Genomic DNA, 19,237 nt, shown 5'->3' with positions numbered 1-19,237 from the left:
GGGGTGCGCCTGGACGTCATCACGATCTTCCCGGACTACCTGGCCCCGCTGGACCTGTCGCTCATCGGCAAGGCCCGCCGGGACCGACTCATCGACCTGCACGTGCACGACCTGCGCGACTTCACCCACGACCGGCACCGCACCGTCGACGACACCCCCTACGGCGGCGGCGCCGGGATGGTGATGCGTCCTGAGCCGTGGGGAGAGGCGCTCGACCACGTCCTCGCGGCGGGGGCGGCCGACGACGCATCCGCAGCCGTGCCGCACCTGCTCGTCCCCGGGCCGAGCGGGGTCCCGTTCACCCAGGCCATGGCACGTCGGCTCGCGCTCGAGCCGTGGCTGGCCTTCGCGTGCGGTCGCTACGAGGGGATCGACGAGCGGGTGTATGACGAGGCGCGGCGGCACCTGCCGGTCACATCGGTGTCGCTCGGCGACTACGTGCTCAACGGCGGCGAGGTGGCTGTGCTCGCCATGGTCGAGGCGATCGCCCGCCTCGTGCCGGGCGTCGTCGGCAACGCCGAGTCGCTGGTGGAGGAGTCCCACGAGGACGGACTGCTGGAGTACCCGGTCTACACCAAACCCGCCGAGTGGCGCGGCCACCCGGTGCCGGAGGTGCTGCTGTCCGGCCACCACGGCAAGGTCGCGCGGTGGCGACGCGACGAACGGCTGCGGCGCACCGCCGAGCGACGGCCCGACATGCTGGCTGCACTGGGGGAGGACGGGCTCGACGCGGCCGACCACGAGGTGCTGCGCCGATTTCGGGCGGAGCGTCCCGCTGTGGCAGACTGACCTGTCGCGTCCCCCATCGGATCGTGCCCCTGCCTCGTGCTTCCCTGCCACAGGGGGCCAGCACGCGCCCGCACTGCACGCGGTGTGGGCCCGGAGGCTCGACCAGACCCGGGGACGCGCGATGGACTCACACGACACCGACCGCCGTGGGTGACCTGTGGCACCGACGAGAAAGCGAACGATCATGCACAAGCTCGATGACGTCAACAAGGCCAGCCTGCGCGAGGACGTCCCGGACTTCCGGGCCGGCGACACGGTCAAGGTCCACGTCAAGGTGGTCGAGGGCAACCGCTCCCGCGTCCAGGTCTTCCAGGGTGTCGTGATCCGCCGCCACGGTGGCGGTGTGGGGGAGACGTTCACGGTCCGCAAGGTCAGCTTCGGCGTCGGTGTCGAGCGCACCTTCCCGGTGCACACCCCGATCATCGACAAGATCGAGGTCGTCACCCGCGGTGACGTGCGCCGCGCGAAGCTGTACTACCTGCGCGAGCTGCGCGGCAAGGCTGCCAAGATCAAGGAGAAGCGCGAGACGACGCCGGCCCGCTGAGCCGCGCCTCGCGCCGTGGCGGCCGTTGTCGCCACCTCTGGCCGATCGCCGTCGTCCTCGCCGTCGCGGTGGTCGTGGCGGTCGGCCTCTTCGTGGTCCAGCCCTTCGCCATCCCCTCGGCGTCGATGACCCCGGCCCTGCGTCCCGGCGACCGCGTGCTCGTGCTCAAGTGGCACGCCGCCGACGTGCACCGTGGCGAGGTGATCGTGTTCCACGAGCCGAGCGGCTGGGGACCGGACGCCGGCAGCACCGACTACGTCAAGCGGGTCATCGGCCTGCCGGGCGAGCGGGTCGCCTGCTGCAGCCACGGCAGGGTGACCGTGGACGGCCGACCCCTGAAGGAGCCGTACCTGCACCCGGGTGACGCCCCCAGCACCGTCCGGTTCGACGTGCGGGTGCCACCCGGGCACGTGTGGGTCATGGGGGACCACCGCAGCGACTCCGACGACTCCCGCTCGCACCTGGGGGACCCCGGTGGCGGGATGGTGCCCCTGGACGACGTGATCGGTCGGGTGGCATACCGTTACTGGCCGCCGGACCGCCTCGGCCCGGCGCCACGTCACCAACCTGAGGCGGTCGCCCGATGAGCAGCTCCGGTCCCGAGCGCGACGACCCCGGGCGGGAGGGTTCCGTGCCGGAGGGCCCTTCCGAGGAGGAGCCGCGGCGGGAGGACTCGCCGGAGGGTTCGCACCGGGACGACCGCGGGACGGCCGGGCCCCATGCCGGCTCACCGCGCGGCGTCGCCCGCAGCATCGGGTATGCCGTGCGCGAGCTGGTCATCGTCGTCGTCATGGCCCTGCTCATCTCCCTGATCGTCAAGACCTTCCTGCTGCAGGCGTTCTGGATCCCCTCCGGCTCCATGGAGAACACCCTCATCGAGGGCGACCGGGTCGTGGTCAGCAAGCTCACCCCGGGCCCGTTCGCGCTGCAGCGCGGGGACGTGGTCGTCTTCGACGACTTCAACGGCTGGCTCCAGGGCGTTCCCACCCCGCAGCAGACCGGGCCGGCCAAGGTCGTGCACGACGTGCTCACCTTCGTCGGGCTGCTGCCCACCAACGAGGGGGAGCACCTCATCAAGCGCGTCATCGGGCTGCCCGGTGACCACGTCGCCTGCTGCGACCGCAAGGGACGGCTCACGATCAACGGCACCCCGATCAACGAGCCCTACGTCAAGCCCGGAGACGCGCCCAGCCTGAAGCGCTTCGACATCACCGTGCCGCCCGGCAGGGTGTGGGTCATGGGGGACCACCGCTCCGACTCCGGTGACTCGCGATTCCATGACAACGGGACCGGCAAGACCGGCTCGGTGCCCGAGTCGGCGATCGTCGGGCGTGCCGTCGCCATCGTCTGGCCGGTCAACCGGTGGGCCTGGCTCGGGAACTACCATGACGTCTTCGACAAGGTCCCGAACCCGTCGAAGGGGGCAAGCCCGTGACGGCTCGCCAGGCCAGCACCACGTCGGCGTCTGCGGGGGCTCCGGCGCGCGCGGGGAGTGCGGCGCGCGCGGGCGCTGCACCGCGGCGCTCGACGCGACGCACCGGCCCGCGGCGGCCGAGCCTGCGCGTGGAGCGGGCGCTGCAGCGTGACGGTCACGCCGTGCTCGCCGGCATGGACGAGGTGGGGCGCGGTGCGCTCGCCGGTCCGGTGTCGGTCGGTGTGGTCCTCATCGACCTCGAGTGCCGCTCCGCGCCGACGGGCGTGCGCGACTCCAAGCTGCTCACGCCGGCCGCCCGGGAACGTCTGGTGCCGAGGATCCGGCGCTGGGCGCGTGCCTTCGCGGTCGGGCACGCCTCCCCGGACGAGATCGACGAGGTCGGGATCATGGCGGCACTGCGCCTCGCCGGCCTGCGGGCACTGCAGGCGGTCGAGGTGGTGCCGGACCTGGTGATCCTCGACGGCAACCACGACTGGCTGACCGACCCTGTCAAGGTCGGCCTGCTGGCGCTCGACGGAGGGCCGACCACCCCACCGGTGCGCACCCTCATCAAGGCCGACATGAGCTGTTCCTCCGTCGCGGCCGCGAGTGTGCTGGCCAAGGTCGAGCGGGACGCGATCATGGTCGAGCTCGCGCGCACCGAGCCGCGGTACGGCTGGGCCGACAACAAGGGCTACAGCTGTCCCGAACACACCGCGGCCCTGCTCGAGCACGGTCCGTGCGCACACCACCGGCGCTCGTGGCGTCTGGCCGGCACGGGTGCCGAGGCCGGGAATGAGGCTGCGGACGACTGGGCGGCAGCCCAGGCTGCCGGGAGCGAGGCGGCCGCGGGCGAGGCCGCCCGCCTGTCGCTGCTGTCGGACGTGGGCGAAGATGGACCCGTGCATCAGAAGCTGGACAGGGCGGTCGCGCCGGTGCCGGCCCACGCCCGGGGGGCACGATGAGCGCCGAGGACCTCGAGAAGTACGAGACCGAGATGGAGCTGCAGCTCTACCGGGAGTACCGCGACGTCGTGGGACTGTTCACCTACGTCGTAGAGACCGAGCGGCGCTTCTATCTGACCAACTCGGTGGATCTCGACGTCCGGACGGCCGAGAACGGTGACGTCTTCTTCGACGTGAAGATGCAGGACGCCTGGGTGTGGGACATGTACCGTCCCGCGCGCTTTGTGAAGAACGTGCGAGTCGTGACCTTCAAGGACGTCAACATAGAGGAACTGGCCAAGCCGGATCTGGAGATGCCCAAGGAGGGATTCTCGAGCTGACCGATCTCGAGCCCGGTTTTCCCCAGAACCGGGTTCGGCGGGCCGGGGCGCCGTCCGCCTGTCGCACTGTTGGGGCATGCGCTCGGTCATCTGCCTGCTCGCCTGCCTCGTGACCACCTGGTCCGGCATCGGCCTCTCGTCGCGGCCGCCGCCGCCCACTGGTGCGGGCGACGGCCCGGACGGCGGATCGCCGGCCCCGGCGGTCATGTCATGGCGTCGCCCGCTCGGTGTTCGCGGCCAGGTGATCAGAGGCTTCGATCCGCCGCCCCGGCCGTGGCTCGCCGGCCACCGTGGGGTGGATCTCGCGGCGCGGGCCGGCGACGAGGTCCACGCGGCCGGTCCGGGAATCGTCGGATACGCCGGCCGGGTGGCCGGGCGAGGCGTCGTCGTCATCGCGCACCCGAACGGGCTGCGCACCACCTATCTCCCGGTCCGGGCATCGGTGGTGGCCGGCGGACGGGTGGCAGCGGGCGACGTGATCGGGGTGGTCGAGGATGTCGTGGGACATTGCCGGAGGGTCTGTCTCCACTGGGGACTCCTCCGCGGAAGGAGCTACCTCGATCCCCTCGCGCTGTTCGGCCTCGGCCGGGTCCGCCTGCTGCCGTCCTGGCCGGAGACGGGGCCGGGGGAGAGTCAGGTCAGGCCCGTGGGTGAGCCTGCCGATACGCGGCTCTGAGCCGTTCGACGGACACATGGGTGTAGATCTGCGTGGTGGACAGCGACGCGTGGCCGAGCATCTCCTGAACGCTGCGCAGGTCGGCTCCGCCCTCGAGCAGATGGGTGGCCGCGGTGTGCCGGAGGCCGTGCGGGCCCATGTCCGGTGCTCCGTCGATCTCCGCCAGCCGCGCGTGCACGATCCGCCTGACCGTGCCCTGGTCGATCCGGCCCCCGCGCACTCCGATGAAGAGGGCGGGCCCTGAGCTCTCGCGGACCAGCGACGGCCTGCCGCGCACGCACCAGGCGTCCAGCGCGCGCAGCGCGGGCGCTCCCACGGGCACCGTTCGCTCCCTGCCGCCCTTGCCCAGCACCCGCACGGTCCGGCGATCGCGGTCGACGTCGTCCAGGTCGAGACCGCACAGCTCGCTCACCCGCACACCGGTGGCGTAGAGCAGCTCCATGATCGCCTGATCGCGCAGGTCCCTGGGATCGCCGGAACTCGTCCGGTCGGCCTCGGCCCCGTCGAGTACGGCCCGGGCCTCCGCCTGGTCCAGCACCTTGGGCAGGCTCCGGCGCGGCTTGGCGGTGCCCAGCAGCAACCCGGGATCGTGGTCCGACCAGCCGCGCCGGTGGCAGAAGGCCGTGAAGGCCCGCGTGCACGCCGTTCGACGTGCCAGCGTGGCCCGGGACAGCCCGGCCCGATGCTGATCTCCCAGCCAGTCGCGGAGAGCGGCGACGTCGAGAGCGGCGATCGCCTCCAGACCGGTGCTTTCCCGCTCCGCGGCCGCCAGGTGCGCGAACAGCGAGGCGATGTCTCCCAGGTACGCCCTGACGGTGTGCGGCGACAGACCTCGCTCCAGGCGAAGATGGCGCTCGAACGCCGCCAGGACCGGCTCGAACCCGTTGGACGACATCTCAGGTGACCCCCAGGGTTATCTCCCTGCCGTCCCCCACGTCGATCGTTGCCGAGATGCGGACGGTCATGATTCGCATGCTAACCGTCGACCCTTTCGTGATCTCGATGAATCGGACTACCGAGAGCGGCGGAGTCGCCAGCCGCGGTTCGACTGCTCCACGAATCCGGCGGCGGCCAGCCCGCCGAGGCAGGCGAGGGCCGTGGTGAGATCCACCCCGGCCGCGACGGCGACCGCGGCGGGCCCCGTCCCGCCACGGGCGGGCACCGCCTCCAGCACCCGTCTCGTCTCGTCGTTCAGCGCGTCCCGGGGGAGCACGGGTCCCCGGGGATGTGGGGCGAGGTCGGTCCCGATGGAGCCGACCAGATCGATCACTTCGTCGGCGGAGGTCACACAGACCGCCCTGCCCTCCCTGATCAGCACGTGACAGCCCACCGAGGTCTCCGAGGTGACCGGGCCGGGCACGGCCATCAGATGCCGGTTCAGGTCGGCGGCGTGCCCTCCGGTGTTGAGCGCTCCGCTCCGCGCCGCGGCCTCGACGACGACCGTGCCGCGCGACAGTGCGGCGATCACCCGGTTGCGTACGAGAAACCTCGGCCTCGTGGGATGGAAGCCCAGCGGCCATTCGCTGATCACGAGGCCATGGGAGCGCACGGCGCGGAACAACTCCTCGTGAGCCGTTGGATAGCAGACGTCCGTACCGCAGGCCAGCACGGCCACCGTCGCCGCCCCGGCCGCCAGCGCGCCGCGGTGGGCGGCGCCGTCGATCCCGTAGGCTCCACCACTGATCACCGACCAGCCGCGCTCGCCGAGTCCCGAGCCGAGATCGCTCGCGACGGTCGTCCCGTAGGCGGTCGCGGCCCGTGCTCCGACTATCGAGACGGAGCGCAGGCAGGCGAAGCGCAGGTTGGCCCGCCCATCGAGCCACAGTCCGAACGGCCGCCGGTCAGCGAGGTCGTCGAGCTGGGTGGGCCACTCGGCGTCGCCGGGGACCACCAGCCGGGCCCCCTGCTCCAGTCCCGCGGTGAGCAGGGCCTCGGGGTCCGTGTAGCGGGCGGCCCAACCCGCGACGAGCCGGGTGAGATCGAGACGGCGCCGCGACGCCGACGCGAGCGCGGCCTCCCGCCGCACGAACTCCGGCTCCAGCCCGCCGCGCCGAGCCTGTTCCAGCGCGGCCACCGGGCCGTACGCGGCGATCAGCCGGCCCATCACCGGATCACCGGCCTCGGCCATGCGCATGAGCGCGGCCCGGGCCGCCCGCTCCTCCTCCCGGGCGTGATCCTCGGGGACGCCGTGCCGGGCCTCCGCCGGGCCCTCCGCCCGAGCCCCGGTGTCGGCCCGGCCCTCGTCTCGTCCCGTCTCCTCCAGCGGTTCACCCATCGGTTCACGTCCCCCCATCAGTCCACCCCCAGCCACATCGCCAGCGCCCCGGACGTCTCCTGCTCGCCGGGGATCTCCCGGTCCGCGAGGTCGGCCAGGGTCCAGGACAGGCGGAGCACTCGGTCGAGCCCACGCGCGCCGAGCGTGCCGAGGTCGAGGCCACGATGCAGCGGGGCGAGGGCCTCGCTCGGCAGGCGGAACTCGTCGTGCAGGGCGGCGGACGGCACCTCGGCGTTCGCACGCCAGGGCGTCCCCGCCAGCCGCCGGGCGGCGCGTTCCCTCGCGAGCAGGACCCGCTGTGCCACGACCTCGGTCGACTCGGTGAAGTGCCGGTCCGCCAGCAGTTCGGCCCGGGTGGCCCGGCCGACCCGCACCTTCACGTCGATCCGGTCGAGCAGCGGGCCGGACAGCCGCGCCAGATAGCGCCGCCGGGCGCCCGGCGTGCACCGGCAGGGTTCCCGCGACGTCCCCGGACGGCCGCAGGGGCACGGGTTGGCCGCGAGGACGAGCATGAAGCGAGCGGGAAAGGTGATCGTCCCGCTCGCCCGCGCGATCGTCACCGTGCCGGACTCGAGCGGCTGACGCAGAGACTCGAGCACGGAGGCGGCGAACTCGGGGGCTTCGTCCAGGAACAGCACCCCCCGGTGCGCGAGCGACACCGCGCCGGGACGCACCGTCCCGCCGCTGCCGCCGCCCACGATCGAGGCCACCGTCGCGCTGTGATGCGGAGCCACGAACGGAGGCCGGGTGAGCAGCGGCCGACCGGCCGGGAGCGTCCCCGCCACCGATTGGATCGCCGACGCCTGCAGGGCCTCTTCGCGGCCGAGCGGGGGCAGCAGGGTCGGCAGCCGCTCGGCCAGCATGGTCTTTCCTGTGCCCGGCGGGCCGACCATCCAGAGGTTGTGCCCACCGGCCGCGCACACCTCCAGAGCCCTGCGCGCGAGCGGCTGACCGGCCACGTCCCGCAGGTCCGGCGTGCTCTCCGGCCCGCTCGTCGTGGACCCGGCATCGGCGGCCCCGGTGGGCGGCACGGGCGGTCCGGCGGCGATCGGCAGGCGGTTCAGGTCGCCGGTGCGCAGCCACCGCACGAGCTCGCCGAGGCGGGCGACGGGGAGCACGGTGAGGCCGGGCACGAGGGCCGCTTCGGCGGCGTTGCACGCGGGCACGACGACCGTGCCGATTCCCGCCTCCGCCGCCGCCAGCACGGCGGGCAGCACGCCCCTGATCGGCCGCACCCTGCCGTCGAGCCCCAGCTCGCCGAGGAACAGCGGATCCGCGATGCGGTGCGCGGGGACGGCACCGGCCGCGCCCAGCACGGCGACGGCGATGGCCAGATCGAAGATCGAGCCCCGCTTGGGCAGGCTCGCCGGGAACAGGCTGACCGTGATCCGTGTGTCGGGCCAGGCGAAGCGACTGTTGATCAAAGCCGAGCGCACCCGCCCGCGTGCCTCGCTGGTCGCGGTGTCGAGGAGGCCGATGAAGTGCGTGCCCGCGACTCCGGGCCCCACGTCGGCCTCGACCTCGACCATCCGGCCGGTGACGCCCACCAGCGCGACGCACCGGGTCCTCGCCACGGCCATGTCAGATCACTCCGCGCTCGTGGCGTACGGCGAAGTCGCCGGCGAACCGCTCCAGCGCGACCACGTCGACCCGGATCGCGCCGAACGTCTCGGACCGCCCGGCCAGCCACCGGCCCGCCAGGCGCCGCAGACGCCGCAGCTTCTCGAGGGTGACCGCCTCGAACGCGGTGCCGTGGCTGCGGCCGGAGCGGGTCTTCACCTCCACGACGACCAGCGTGTCGCCGTCCCTGGCGAGGATGTCGATCTCACCCTGCGAGCATCGCCAGTTGCGGGCGAGAATCCGCATGCCCCCCGCCTCGAGGAAGTCCGCGGCGAGCTGCTCGCCGCGTCTGCCCAGTCGATCTTTCGCGGCCATGTGACCACCTCCGGCCCCGACGGTCGCCGACCGAGGGCTACCCTCGATGGGCCGAACGGCGTTCTGTGGACAACTCCCCGCGGAGAATCGCGGTCAAGTGGGGGAGGGGGCGACGGGCATGATCGGGGAGCTCATCCGGGAACTCGGCGAGGGAGTCGGGGTCGCCCTGCCGGACGTCCGCGTGACCGGCGCGGACCCGGTGCTGCCGTCCGTCTTCCGGGTCGGCACGGCCGCCACCGTGTGCGTGGGCGCGGCGACCGCCGCCGTGGCCGCCTACTGGAGGCCCGCCGATCCGCCGGAGGTGCTCGTCGATATGCGGCACGCGGCGGTGGCCTTCCAGAGCGAGCGACACTTCCAGGTCGACGGCGAGCACCTCGATGTCTGGGCGCCCCTGTCGGGCGACCATCGCACCCGGGACGGCTGGGTCAGGCTGCACTGCAACTTCGCACACCATCGGGACGCCGCGCTCCGGGCACTGGAGTTGCCGGCCGGGGCGACCGTGGAGGACGTCGCACGCGCCTGCGAGAGCCGTACGGCCCTCGACGTCGAGGAGGCGGTGACCCGCGAGGGCGGGGGCGCGGCCGCGATGCGCAGCCGGGCCGAATGGCTCGCGCACCCGCAGGCGCGCGTGGTCGCGGAGCGGCCCCTGGTCGCGCTCACCCGCCTGCCCGGCGCCTCGGGTGCGGCCGGGCCGTCCGGACGAGACGAACCGCCGAAGGGGGAGCGGCCGCTGAGCGGGGTGCGCGTCCTCGACCTGACCCGGGTGATCGCCGGGCCGGTGGCCGCCCGCACGCTCGCCGCTCACGGGGCGGAGGTGCTGCGGGTCGGCGCCGCCCATCTGCCCGAGGTGCCCGGGCTCGTCGTCGAGACGGCGTTCGGCAAGCGGTCGTGCCACATCGATCTCCGCTCGGAGCCCGAGACACTGCGCGACCTCGTCCGGGAGGCCGACGTGGTCATTCAGGCGTACCGGCCTGGGGCACTGGCGGCCAGGGGGTTCGGGCCGGCCGATCTCGCGGCGCTGCGGCCGGGAATCGTCTGCGTCGACATCTCCGCGTACGGCTCCCGCGGTCTCTGGGGCGGCAGACGGGGCTTCGACAGTCTGGTCCAGATGGCCTGCGGAATCGCCCACGAGAACGGCGACGGATCCCGGCCTGCTCCACTGCCGGCCCAGGCGCTCGATCACGGCAGCGGCTTCCTCGCCGCCTTCGGCGCGGTCGCCGCGCTGCTGCGCCGCCGGGCCGAGGGCGGATCGTGGCACGTCGAGGTGGGCCTGGCGCGCACGGCCGGCTGGCTCGACGATCTCGGCAGGGTCGACGGCGCCGGAGTTCCGCAGCCGTCGGCCGACGGACTGCTGGCCACCATGCCCAGCGCTTTCGGCGCCCTCACCTACGTGCGGCCGCCGGGGCTGATCGAGGGAGCGGAGCCGCACTGGTCGAGCCCGCCGCGGCGGGGCGAGCACCGCGCCGAATGGGCGACAGCCACAGGCAGGGGATGACGAGGAGCGCGGCGATCGAGCACACCCACAGCGTGGGCCGGAGGCCGATTGACGCTCCGAGCAGGCCGCCGAGCATGCTGCCCGGCGCCATCACGCCCTGGGTGGCGAAGCCGATCGTGGCGTTCACCCGGCCGAGCAACTCGGCGGGAGCCTCACGCATCGTCACGGAGCTCGCGCAGACGCTGTAGCAGACGATGGCCACACCCGTGACCACCTCTGCCGCGCCGAGCTGGCATACGACGAGCCAGACCGGGCCCCCGGCCGCCGCCGTCGCGACGAATCCGACGGGAAAGAACAGCACCGAGCCGAGGAGCACCCGGTTCTCGCCGAACCGGCGGGCCAGCCGGGATGCGAGCACGGCGCCGAGCAGCCCGCCGACGCCGAACCCGGTCGCGGCCACACCCACCAGAGCGCCGGGAAGGCCCAGCACGCGTACGGCGAACAGCACGAAGAGCGCGAGCTGGGCCGCGCCGAGCAAGTTGACGATCATCCCGGTGGCGCAGAGCGCGCGCAGCGTGCCGTGCCTCACCAGCGCGCTCATGCCCTCGCCGATCTCGCGGAGCATGCCCCTTCGTCGGCTGCGCGTCCTGTGCTCCGGCGCGCGGATGCCGCTGAGACAGAGGGCGGACGCCAGGAACGTGACCGCGTTGACCACGACGGCCACCGGGGCGGTCAGCAGGGCGACGAGCAGGCCGCCCAGGCTCGGTCCGCACATCTGGGCGATGGCGAACACGGACTGGAAACCCGCCAGGGCCGCTGTCCGCTGCGACGGCGCCACCACGGACGTCAGGTGGGGAAGGTTGAACGAACGGAACAGCACCGTGCACACACCGACGGTCAGCGCGACCGCGATCAGCCAGGGGATGCTCAACAGCCCGCCCAGCCAGGCCGCGGGCACGGACAGTACGGCGAGGCCGGCGGCGACCTCGCACGTCGCCATCACCGGCCTGCGGCGGATCACGCGGTCGGCGAGCGCGCCCGACGGGAGGCCGACCAGCAGGAACGGGACCGTCGAAGCGGCGGTGAGCAGGCCCATCTCGATCGGAGACGCGGCCAGCACGGTGGCCGCCGTGAGCGGTAGCGCGAGCCGGGCCACTTCGCTGCCGGTCTCCGAGACCGCGCGGGCCGACCAGAGCAGCCGGTAGTCCCGCTGGCGCCGTAACGGGACGGGGCCGCCTGACTCGGGAGAGGCGGAGGTCTCAACGGAGGGGATCGACATAATTGTGAAACTAGTGCTTCATAGTTGTGAAGTAAAGGCTTCATATCTTGGAACCGGGTAGCGTGGGGTGATATGACGAGCGTTCGGTCGGAGGAGTACCGGCGGGTCACCGACACCGGAGTCCTGCGAGCGATGGCGCATCCCGCCCGGCTGGCCATCCTGACCCGGCTGCAGACCGAGGGGCCGGCGACGGCCACGGAGTGCGCCCAGGTCACCGGGTTGTCACCCAGCGCGTGCAGCTATCACCTCCGAACGCTGGCCAAACACGGGTTCGTGGCGGATGCGCCGCCCAGAGGGGACGGCAGGGAGCGGGTGTGGCGGGCGCTCCAGCGCGGCTGGGGGTTCGAGGACCCCGAGGGTGAGCTGAGCCCAGACGTCGTTCAGGCGCAGCGGGCCGTGATCGACACCGTTCTGGCCGCGGCGGCGCAGCGGCTGGCCGACTACCTGGCGCAGTCTGACCGGGAGTCTCGCGAGTGGCGGGCCGCGGCCTGGCTCACCCATGCGGTGCTGCTGGTCGACGCCGAGGAACTGCGAGCGCTGGCCGAGCGGATCAACGAGCTCATCCATCCGTACCGGGTGACCGAGCGCGCGGCCGAGGACGCTCCCACAGGGGCCCGGCTGGCGGAGGTCCACCTCCGACTGTTCCCGCGGGCGCCGCGCGGGGCCGCGCCGCACGCCCGCGAAGCCGCCGGTGCCGCCGGTGCCGACGAAGCGGTCGTCACCTGATAAGGCGGATCCGTATAGACTGTTCGACGGCCTGCTTGTGCGGGCCGAATTCGCACGCCCGTTCACGGGAGTGTCCGCGCGGATCGCGAGATCGCGCGAGACACGACCAGGGGCCGTCTCCTCGGTCCGGACCGGGGCGTGTTCACCAGAACACGACCTCGCCCGGTGAAGATGGCCCGGGGCGTCAGGACGCGGGCAACGGGCCCGCGTGACCAACCGAGGCCAGTGCCCGAGGGCACGCGACCATGGAGGAACAGCACCATGGCCCCTGTCGTCACCATGCGGCAGCTTCTTGAGAGCGGCGTTCACTTCGGCCACCAGACGCGCCGGTGGAACCCCAAGATGAAGCGCTTCATCCTCACGGAGCGCAACGGCATCTACATGATCGACCTGCGGATGTCGCTGTCGTACATCGACCGCGCGTACGACTTCGTGAAGGAGACCGTCGCGCACGGCGGCACGATCATGTTCATCGGCACCAAGAAGCAGGCTCAGGAGGCTATCGCCGAGCAGGCGTCGCGCGTCGGCATGCCGTACGTCAACCAGCGCTGGCTGGGCGGCATGCTCACCAACTTCTCGACCGTGCACAAGCGGCTCCAGCGTCTCAAGGAGCTGGAGGAGCTCGACTTCGACAACGTGGCCGGCTCCGGGCTCACGAAGAAGGAGCTCCTGATGCGCCGCCGCGAGAAGGAGAAGCTGGAGCGCACCCTCGGCGGCATCCGCGACATGGCCCGCGTCCCGAGCGCGATCTGGGTCGTGGACACCAAGAAGGAGCACATCGCGATCAACGAGGCCAAGAAGCTCGGCATCCCGGTCGTCGCGATCCTGGACACCAACTGCGACCCCGACGAGGTCGACTACCCGATCCCGGGTAACGACGACGCGATCCGCGCCGTCAGCCTCCTCACCCGTGTGGTCGCCGACGCCGTGGCCGACGGACTGATGACCCGCGCCGGCGCCTCCCGCGGTGAGGAGAAGCCGGCGGCCGGTGTCGCCGTCGCGGAGCCGCTGGCCGAGTGGGAGCGCGAGCTGCTCGAAGGCTCCGCCCCCGCCGCCGAAGCGGCCGAGGCCGGCGAGGCCCCCGCCGCCGAGCAGGCCGCCGAGCAGCCTGCGGAGCAGGCCGACCAGAGCGCGCAGAACGCTCAGGGCGAGCAGGCCTGACGCACGCTCCCGCCGCCGTACGGCCGAGCCGTACGGGAACGGCGACACGCTTCATCGGGCGGGCGCCCGGCCGCTGGAACACACCGGCGGGCGCCCGCCCCCCATGACGATTCGCATCCTGGTCCTGAAGAGGAAATCAGAACAATGGCTTCCGTGAACATGGCCGACGTCAAGCGGCTTCGCGAGATGACCGCCGCCGGCATGATGGACTGTAAGAAGGCGCTCGAGGAGTCCGCTGGCGACTTCGACAAGGCCGTCGACATCCTGCGTCTCAAGGGCGCCAAGGACGTCGGCAAGCGCGAGGCGCGCACGGCCTCGAACGGCCTGGTGGCCGTCAAGCACGAGGGCGACTCCCTGGCCGCGCTGCTGGAGATCAACTGCGAGACCGACTTCGTCGCCAAGAACGAGCGCTTCCAGCAGCTCGCCGCCGACATCGTCGCCCATGTCCTGGCGACCAAGCCCGGAGACGTGCCGACCCTGCTGGAGTCCCAGCTGAACGGCAAGACCGTCAAGGAGCTGCTCGACGAGACGAACGCCACGCTCGGCGAGAAGATCGAGATCCGCCGGTTCTCCGTGCTCGACGGCGGGTACATCGTGTCGTACATGCACAAGACCGACCCGCAGCTTCCGCCGGCGGTCGGCGTGCTGATCCAGCTCGACCAGCCGAACGCCGAGGTGGCCAAGGACATCGCGCAGCACACCGCCGCGATGGCGCCGAGGTTCCTGAGCCCCGCCGAGGTGCCGGCGGAGGTGATCGAGAAGGAGCGGTCGCTGTTCGAGCAGATGACCCGCGAGGAGGGCAAGCCCGAGCCGGCCATCGCGAAGATCGTCGAGGGCCGCGTCAACGGCTGGTACAAGGACTTCACGCTGCTGGAGCAGGCGTTCGTGAAGGACAACAAGAAGACGATCGCCAAGGTCGCGGACGAGGCCGGCGTCAAGGTTCTGGCCTTCACCCGGTACAAGGTGGGGCAGGCTTAGGCTTACCGCCAAGAGCCGTTGACCCTGGGATATTTCGAGGAGGCCGCCGCCGTGCAGGAAAACATCAGACCCGCCACGCCGGCGGCTTCGTCGTACGACGGGCCGCTGCGTTGGAAGCGGGTGATGCTGAAGCTGTCGGGAGAGGCGTTCGCCGGGGGGGACACGCTCGGCATCGACCCGCTCGTCGTCGCCCAGCTCGCCGACTCCGTCGCCGAGGCCGTCCGTGAGGGCGTGCAGGTGGCGGTGGTGGTCGGCGGCGGCAACATGTTCCGCGGCGCCGCCCTGTCCGAACAGGGCATGGACCGTGCCCGTGCCGACTACATGGGCATGCTCGGGACCGTCATAAACTGCCTCGCTCTGCAGGACTTCCTGGAGAAGCGCGGGATCGACACCCGTGTGCAGACCGCGATAACGATGCAGCAGGTCGCCGAGCCGTTCCTGCCGCGCAGGGCGATCCGGCACCTGGAGAAGGGGCGAGTGGTCATCTTCGGCGCCGGGCTGGGATCGCCGTTCTTCTCGACCGACACCTGTGCGGCGCAGCGGGCTCTGGAGATCGGCGCCGAGGCGCTGCTGAAGGGCACGCAGGTCGACGGCGTCTACGACGCGGACCCGCGGAAGAACCCCGATGCGGTACGGTTCGACCAGCTTGAGTACGGTGAGGTGCTGACGCGAGGTCTCGGGGTCATGGACGCCACCGCGATCAGCCTGTGCATGGACAACGGCCTGCCCATCGTGGTCTTCGATCTGATGGGCGAGGGCAACATCCTGCGGGCGGTTCGCGGTGAGAAGATCGGCACGCTGGTGAGTCCGGCAGGGAAATAGGGAGCCGCAGTGATCGACGAAACCCTCCTCGAGGCGGAGGAGAAGATGGAAAAGGCGGTGGCGGTCGCCAAGGAGGATTTCTCGGGTATCCGCACCGGCCGCGTCACCCCCTCGATGTTCAACAAGATCAACGTGGACTACTACGGGTCGCCAACTCCGATCCAGCAACTCGCGTCGTTTCACGTCCCCGAGGCCCGGATGGTCCTTGTCCAGCCGTACGACAAGGGTTCGCTGAACGCGATCGAGAAGGCCATCCGGGACAGCGATCTCGGGGTCAACCCCGGCAACGACGGCGCGGTCATCCGCGTGGTGTTCCCCGAGCTGTCGCAGGAGCGCCGCAAGGAGTACGTCAAGATAGCCCGGAACAAGGCGGAGGGCGCCCGGGTCTCCGTGCGGAACATCCGCCGTCACGCCAAGGACATCCTGGACAAGATGGTCAAGGACGGCGAGGCCGGTGAGGACGAGGTCCACCGCGCGGTGAAGGAGCTCGACGACCTCACCCACAGGCACGTCGCGAAGATCGACGAGCTGCTGAAGGGCAAGGAAACCGAGCTGCTCGAGGTCTGACCGACACCTCGGCGGCGGGGAGCGACGGACGCGACCCGGGCCGACGGACCGGTACGACCGTGATCCTTGTGCCGCGCCGTGCGACGGCGGCGTGGCACAAGGATCACGCGTATAGGGAGTAGGACGTTTTGGACGCAACGGCCGCCACCTCGGAGAACGGGCCCGACAGGAAGTCGGCCGCCGGCGACGGCGGTGCCTCCGGAGCGGCCGCGGCCGCCGGGGGCGGGAGCCGTACGGGCCGGAACCTGCCGGCCGCCGTGGCGGTCGGCGTCGTGCTCGGCGTGGTCGTCATCGGCTCGCTCTACATTGTCAAGGCGGCCTTCCTGGTCGTCGTCCTGGCCGCCGTTGGCGTCGGCGTGCACGAGCTGGTCAAGGCGCTCGCGATCCACGGCATCCGGGTGCCGGTGGTGCCGCTGCTCGCCGGCATGGCGGCGATGGTCGTCGGTCCGTACTGGGGCGGGGTCCCCTTCCTCGTCGGCGCGTTCGCGGTGACCGCGATGGTCCTGCTGATCTGGCGGATGTTCCAGGGCGCCGACGGCTTCGTCAGGGACGCGACGGCGAGCATGTTCGTCGCGGTCTACCCGGCGCTGTTCGCCGGGTTCGTGCCGCTGCTGCTGAAGCCGGAGGACGGCGCCGACCGGGTCGTCATCTTCATCGCCGTGACGGTCTGCAGCGATATCGGGGGATATTTCGCCGGCATCTTCTTCGGCAAGCACCGGATGTCGCCGCTCATCAGCCCCAAGAAGACGTGGGAGGGCTTCGCCGGATCGGCGCTCGCCTGCGTCGTCGCCGGGGCGTTACTCGTCCATTTCCGGCTCGACTCCGGCTACTGGCAGGGGGCGGTCCTCGGCGCGGTCGTGGTCGTCTGCGCCACCCTCGGGGATCTCGTCGAGTCGGTGATCAAGCGTGATCTCGGCATCAAGGACATGAGCTCGCTGCTGCCCGGCCACGGCGGAGCGATGGACCGCCTCGACTCCCTGCTGTTCACGCTCGTCCCGGTCTGGCTGCTGCTGACGCTCCTCGTCGGCCCATGACCGTTCGCCCCGCCGTCAGCCCCGGCGCCGTCAGCAGCGGTGCCGTACGGCCAGGCGCGCGGCGAGCGCCTCGTGCCCCTGCTCCGCGGTGAAGCGGAGTTCGGCCTCGGTGAGCGGGAACAGCCACAGCCAGCGGACCGGTTCACCCCCAAACGCGAATCCTGACATGTCTGGAAATCCGGGTGGCTCGGCGAGCATGAGGACCCCCTGATAATCCAGGCCCATCGGGAACGCGTCGGCCCGCCACCGGGCCGTGTGACCGTGCCCCAGCCAGGTCACCGATCGCCAGGGATACCGGCCCAGCCAGGCGAACAGCCGGGTGACCACCCTCGGATCCCGTCGCGTCGCGACGGCGAGCTCCACCCGGCAGGCCGTGTCGTAGAGCTCGGCTCCCGGCATCCGCTGGCAGCTCATCCCCACCGTCGACAGGACGGCGTGGTCGCGTGCGGCCGTGGCCGGGCGTTCCGTCACGCCGATCACGGGCAGACCGCCGCCGCCGATCTCCCAGTAGCGGCCCGGCGGGCCGACCCTGCCGTCCAGGTGGCCCATCACGAACTGCTGGAACGAGGCCCAGCTTCCCTCCGTCTCCCGCCACCGCCAGTAGGCGCGCGCCTCGGCGACGCGGGTCGACAGCCCTTCCATCGCCTCGGCCAGCGACCACGCGAACGGTGACTCGCCCACGGCGTCCCGCGCGTAACCGGGCATGCCGCGGTCCATGTCCGCCCAGCTCGGAATGACGGCCAGGAGTTCGCCGTTCTCGAACAGGGCGACGCCGTCACCCTCCTCGAACCAGAGCACGGACAGCGCGGCCGCGTCCAGCGGCGGGGTGCCGGCCGGACGAGCGGTGGCGTTCACCGGCAGCACGGGCGGCAGGCCGGCGTCGGTTCTGGCCGGGTCGGCCGCGTCCGGAGCCGGGCGGTGGTTGGCCAGCCAGACCGCTCCGCGTACGGCGCCCCGCGCGTCGCGCAGGTAGGCTACGGACGACTCCCGGTCGGTTTCGACTGTGAGAGTGCGGCTCCGGTATGGATTGGGGCTGGTGAGCACGGTGGTGATGTCCACCCGTCAACCTCCGGGTCGCCTCCGCGAACAGGCCGTCAGACCGAATGTAAGCCCGGTTGCTGCAGCCGTTAAGACCGTGTTCCGCCAACCACGAGATCGGAAGGTTTCCGCGTGAGCGAGCAGCCGACCACCACGCAGCCGACCACCGGCCAGGACCGGCCCGGCCGGCTGACCCTCATCGCGCCCCGCCGGGCCAAGCCGCGGCGTCACCTGGCGGATCTGAGCATGGCCGAGCGCCGGGAGGCGGTCGCCGAGCTGGGGGAGAAGCCGTTCCGCGCCGATCAGCTCTCGCGGCACTACTTCGCCAGGCTCACGGCCGCCCCCGAGCAGATGACCGACCTGCCGGGCGGGCTGCGTGAGCGGCTGGTCGAGCAGCTCATGCCGCCGCTGCTGACGTCCGTACGCGAGATCACCTGTGACGGCGGCATGACGCGCAAGACCCTGTGGCGGCTGTTCGACGGGTCACTCGTCGAGTCGGTGCTCATGCGCTATCCCGACCGGGTCACCATGTGCGTGTCATCCCAGGCGGGCTGCGGGATGAACTGCCCGTTCTGCGCGACCGGCCAGGCCGGTCTCACCAGGAACATGTCCACCGCCGAGATCGTCGAGCAGGTCGTGGCCGGGGCCAGGTCGCTGGCACGCGGCGACGTTCCCGGCGGCCCCGGCCGGGTCGGCAACATCGTCTTCATGGGGATGGGCGAGCCGCTGGCCAACTACAAGGCCGTCATCGGCGCGGTCCGCCGCATCGTCGACCCCGTGCCCGCCGGCCTCGGCATCTCCGCCAGGGGCGTCACGGTCTCGACCGTCGGCCTGGTGCCCGCCATCGACAGGCTGGCGGGCGAGGGCCTGCCGGTCAGGCTCGCCGTGTCCCTCCACGCGCCCGACGACGAACTGCGGGACACGCTCGTGCCGATCAACACCCGCTGGAAGGTGGCCGAGGTGCTCGCCGCCGCCTGGCGGTACGCGCGGACGACCGGACGCCGGGTCTCCATCGAGTACGCGTTGATCAAGGACATCAACGATCAGGAGTGGCGCGCCGACCTGCTGGGCCGCCTGCTCAAGGGCAAGCTCGTGCACGTCAACCTCATACCGCTCAACCCGACGCCCGGGTCGAAGTGGACGGCCTCCCGCCCGGAGGACGAGCGGGCCTTCGTCCGCAGGCTGGAGTCGCACGGCGTCGCCGTGACCGTACGGGACACCCGCGGCCGGGAGATCGACGGCGCCTGCGGCCAGCTCGCCGCCGCGAACCCGTCGTGAC

General features: G+C 71.7%; 21 protein-coding genes. 15 read left to right on the top strand and 6 right to left on the bottom strand.

Going from position 1 to position 19,237, the window contains the following annotated elements; genetic code table 11:
- The first annotated feature begins 3 nt into the window (after window positions 1–3).
- The 7 genes from trmD to VFL99_RS14560 all read left to right on the top strand — a co-directional run bounded on the left by trmD (window position 4) and on the right by VFL99_RS14560 (window position 4,708).
- Window positions 4–789 carry a tRNA (guanosine(37)-N1)-methyltransferase TrmD gene (gene trmD, locus VFL99_RS14590; RefSeq protein ID WP_325107077.1) on the top strand — a complete coding sequence of 262 codons (786 nt, stop codon included), beginning with the start codon at window positions 4–6 and terminating at the stop codon, window positions 787–789.
- Between the two features lie 184 nt (window positions 790–973).
- Window positions 974–1,333: a 50S ribosomal protein L19 gene (rplS, locus tag VFL99_RS14585; RefSeq protein ID WP_325107076.1), complete on the top strand. Its 360-nt coding sequence runs from the start codon at window positions 974–976 to the stop codon at window positions 1,331–1,333.
- Complete coding sequence (gene lepB, locus VFL99_RS14580; protein ID WP_325107139.1) at window positions 1,330–1,920, top strand: signal peptidase I; 591 nt, start codon at window positions 1,330–1,332, stop codon at window positions 1,918–1,920. Before rplS ends, lepB (VFL99_RS14580) begins: the two co-directional genes overlap by 4 nt.
- Window positions 1,917–2,768 carry a signal peptidase I gene (gene lepB, locus VFL99_RS14575; RefSeq protein WP_325107075.1) on the top strand — a complete coding sequence of 284 codons (852 nt, stop codon included), beginning with the start codon at window positions 1,917–1,919 and terminating at the stop codon, window positions 2,766–2,768. Before lepB (VFL99_RS14580) ends, lepB (VFL99_RS14575) begins: the two co-directional genes overlap by 4 nt.
- 173 nt (window positions 2,769–2,941) lie before the next feature.
- A complete protein-coding gene (locus tag VFL99_RS14570; RefSeq protein ID WP_325107138.1) occupies window positions 2,942–3,712 on the top strand; it encodes a ribonuclease HII in 771 nt (256 codons plus the stop codon).
- Window positions 3,709–4,032, top strand: a complete 324-nt coding sequence (locus VFL99_RS14565) for a DUF2469 domain-containing protein (protein WP_036327164.1) — start codon at window positions 3,709–3,711, stop codon at window positions 4,030–4,032. The genes VFL99_RS14570 and VFL99_RS14565 overlap by 4 nt, the downstream gene beginning before the upstream one ends.
- Window positions 4,033–4,108: 76 nt before the next feature.
- Window positions 4,109–4,708, top strand: a complete 600-nt coding sequence (locus tag VFL99_RS14560) for a M23 family metallopeptidase (RefSeq protein ID WP_063842865.1) — start codon at window positions 4,109–4,111, stop codon at window positions 4,706–4,708.
- On the opposite strand, the gene VFL99_RS14555 is transcribed toward VFL99_RS14560, so the two are convergent.
- From VFL99_RS14555 to VFL99_RS14540, 4 genes are all read right to left on the bottom strand, one after another.
- On the bottom strand, window positions 4,671–5,603 hold the full coding sequence (locus VFL99_RS14555; RefSeq protein ID WP_325107074.1) for a tyrosine recombinase XerC: 933 nt from the start codon (window positions 5,601–5,603) through the stop codon (window positions 4,671–4,673). The two genes, VFL99_RS14560 and VFL99_RS14555, sit on opposite strands and share 38 nt — an antisense overlap.
- A 117-nt stretch (window positions 5,604–5,720) precedes the next feature.
- Window positions 5,721–6,983, bottom strand: a complete 1,263-nt coding sequence (dprA, locus tag VFL99_RS14550) for a DNA-processing protein DprA (protein WP_083502012.1) — start codon at window positions 6,981–6,983, stop codon at window positions 5,721–5,723.
- A gap of 17 nt (window positions 6,984–7,000) precedes the next feature.
- Window positions 7,001–8,563 (bottom strand): YifB family Mg chelatase-like AAA ATPase, encoded by a 1,563-nt coding sequence (locus tag VFL99_RS14545; protein ID WP_062414775.1) that lies wholly within the window; start codon window positions 8,561–8,563, stop codon window positions 7,001–7,003.
- A gap of 1 nt (window position 8,564) precedes the next feature.
- Complete coding sequence (locus tag VFL99_RS14540) at window positions 8,565–8,918, bottom strand: YraN family protein (protein ID WP_055479651.1); 354 nt, start codon at window positions 8,916–8,918, stop codon at window positions 8,565–8,567.
- 118 nt (window positions 8,919–9,036) lie between these two features.
- Here VFL99_RS14540 and VFL99_RS14535 point away from each other — a divergent pair, with 118 nt between their 5' ends.
- A complete protein-coding gene (locus tag VFL99_RS14535; RefSeq protein WP_325107073.1) occupies window positions 9,037–10,413 on the top strand; it encodes a CoA transferase in 1,377 nt (458 codons plus the stop codon).
- Here VFL99_RS14535 and VFL99_RS14530 read toward each other — a convergent pair.
- Window positions 10,301–11,632, bottom strand: coding sequence for an MFS transporter (locus tag VFL99_RS14530; protein WP_325107072.1), 1,332 nt, complete (start codon window positions 11,630–11,632; stop codon window positions 10,301–10,303). The genes VFL99_RS14535 and VFL99_RS14530 overlap by 113 nt on opposite strands.
- Window positions 11,633–11,704: 72 nt before the next feature.
- Between VFL99_RS14530 and VFL99_RS14525 the strand changes: the two genes are divergently transcribed.
- The 6 genes from VFL99_RS14525 to VFL99_RS14500 all read left to right on the top strand — a co-directional run bounded on the left by VFL99_RS14525 (window position 11,705) and on the right by VFL99_RS14500 (window position 16,920).
- Window positions 11,705–12,358: an ArsR/SmtB family transcription factor gene (locus tag VFL99_RS14525; RefSeq protein WP_325107071.1), complete on the top strand. Its 654-nt coding sequence runs from the start codon at window positions 11,705–11,707 to the stop codon at window positions 12,356–12,358.
- A gap of 261 nt (window positions 12,359–12,619) precedes the next feature.
- Window positions 12,620–13,519: a 30S ribosomal protein S2 gene (gene rpsB, locus VFL99_RS14520; RefSeq protein ID WP_055479653.1), complete on the top strand. Its 900-nt coding sequence runs from the start codon at window positions 12,620–12,622 to the stop codon at window positions 13,517–13,519.
- A gap of 144 nt (window positions 13,520–13,663) precedes the next feature.
- Complete coding sequence (gene tsf, locus VFL99_RS14515) at window positions 13,664–14,497, top strand: translation elongation factor Ts (protein ID WP_055479654.1); 834 nt, start codon at window positions 13,664–13,666, stop codon at window positions 14,495–14,497.
- A gap of 123 nt (window positions 14,498–14,620) precedes the next feature.
- Window positions 14,621–15,319 carry a UMP kinase gene (gene pyrH / locus VFL99_RS14510; RefSeq protein ID WP_235558133.1) on the top strand — a complete coding sequence of 233 codons (699 nt, stop codon included), beginning with the start codon at window positions 14,621–14,623 and terminating at the stop codon, window positions 15,317–15,319.
- Between the two features lie 9 nt (window positions 15,320–15,328).
- Entirely contained in the window at window positions 15,329–15,886 is a 558-nt protein-coding gene (gene frr / locus VFL99_RS14505; protein WP_062414778.1) for a ribosome recycling factor, read from the top strand.
- A gap of 128 nt (window positions 15,887–16,014) precedes the next feature.
- A complete protein-coding gene (locus tag VFL99_RS14500; RefSeq protein WP_325107070.1) occupies window positions 16,015–16,920 on the top strand; it encodes a phosphatidate cytidylyltransferase in 906 nt (301 codons plus the stop codon).
- Between the two features lie 30 nt (window positions 16,921–16,950).
- Here VFL99_RS14500 and VFL99_RS14495 read toward each other — a convergent pair whose 3' ends face one another.
- Window positions 16,951–17,979 (bottom strand): suppressor of fused domain protein, encoded by a 1,029-nt coding sequence (locus tag VFL99_RS14495; RefSeq protein ID WP_325107069.1) that lies wholly within the window; start codon window positions 17,977–17,979, stop codon window positions 16,951–16,953.
- Between the two features lie 111 nt (window positions 17,980–18,090).
- On the opposite strand from VFL99_RS14495, the gene rlmN reads away from it, so the two are divergent.
- Window positions 18,091–19,236 (top strand): dual-specificity RNA methyltransferase RlmN, encoded by a 1,146-nt coding sequence (gene rlmN, locus VFL99_RS14490; protein ID WP_083502014.1) that lies wholly within the window; start codon window positions 18,091–18,093, stop codon window positions 19,234–19,236.
- The last annotated feature ends 1 nt before the right edge of the window (window position 19,237 follow it).

The sequence above is a fragment of the Segeticoccus sp. genome (genome assembly GCF_035708005.1).
This window is presented reverse-complemented; position numbering and strand designations above follow the sequence as displayed.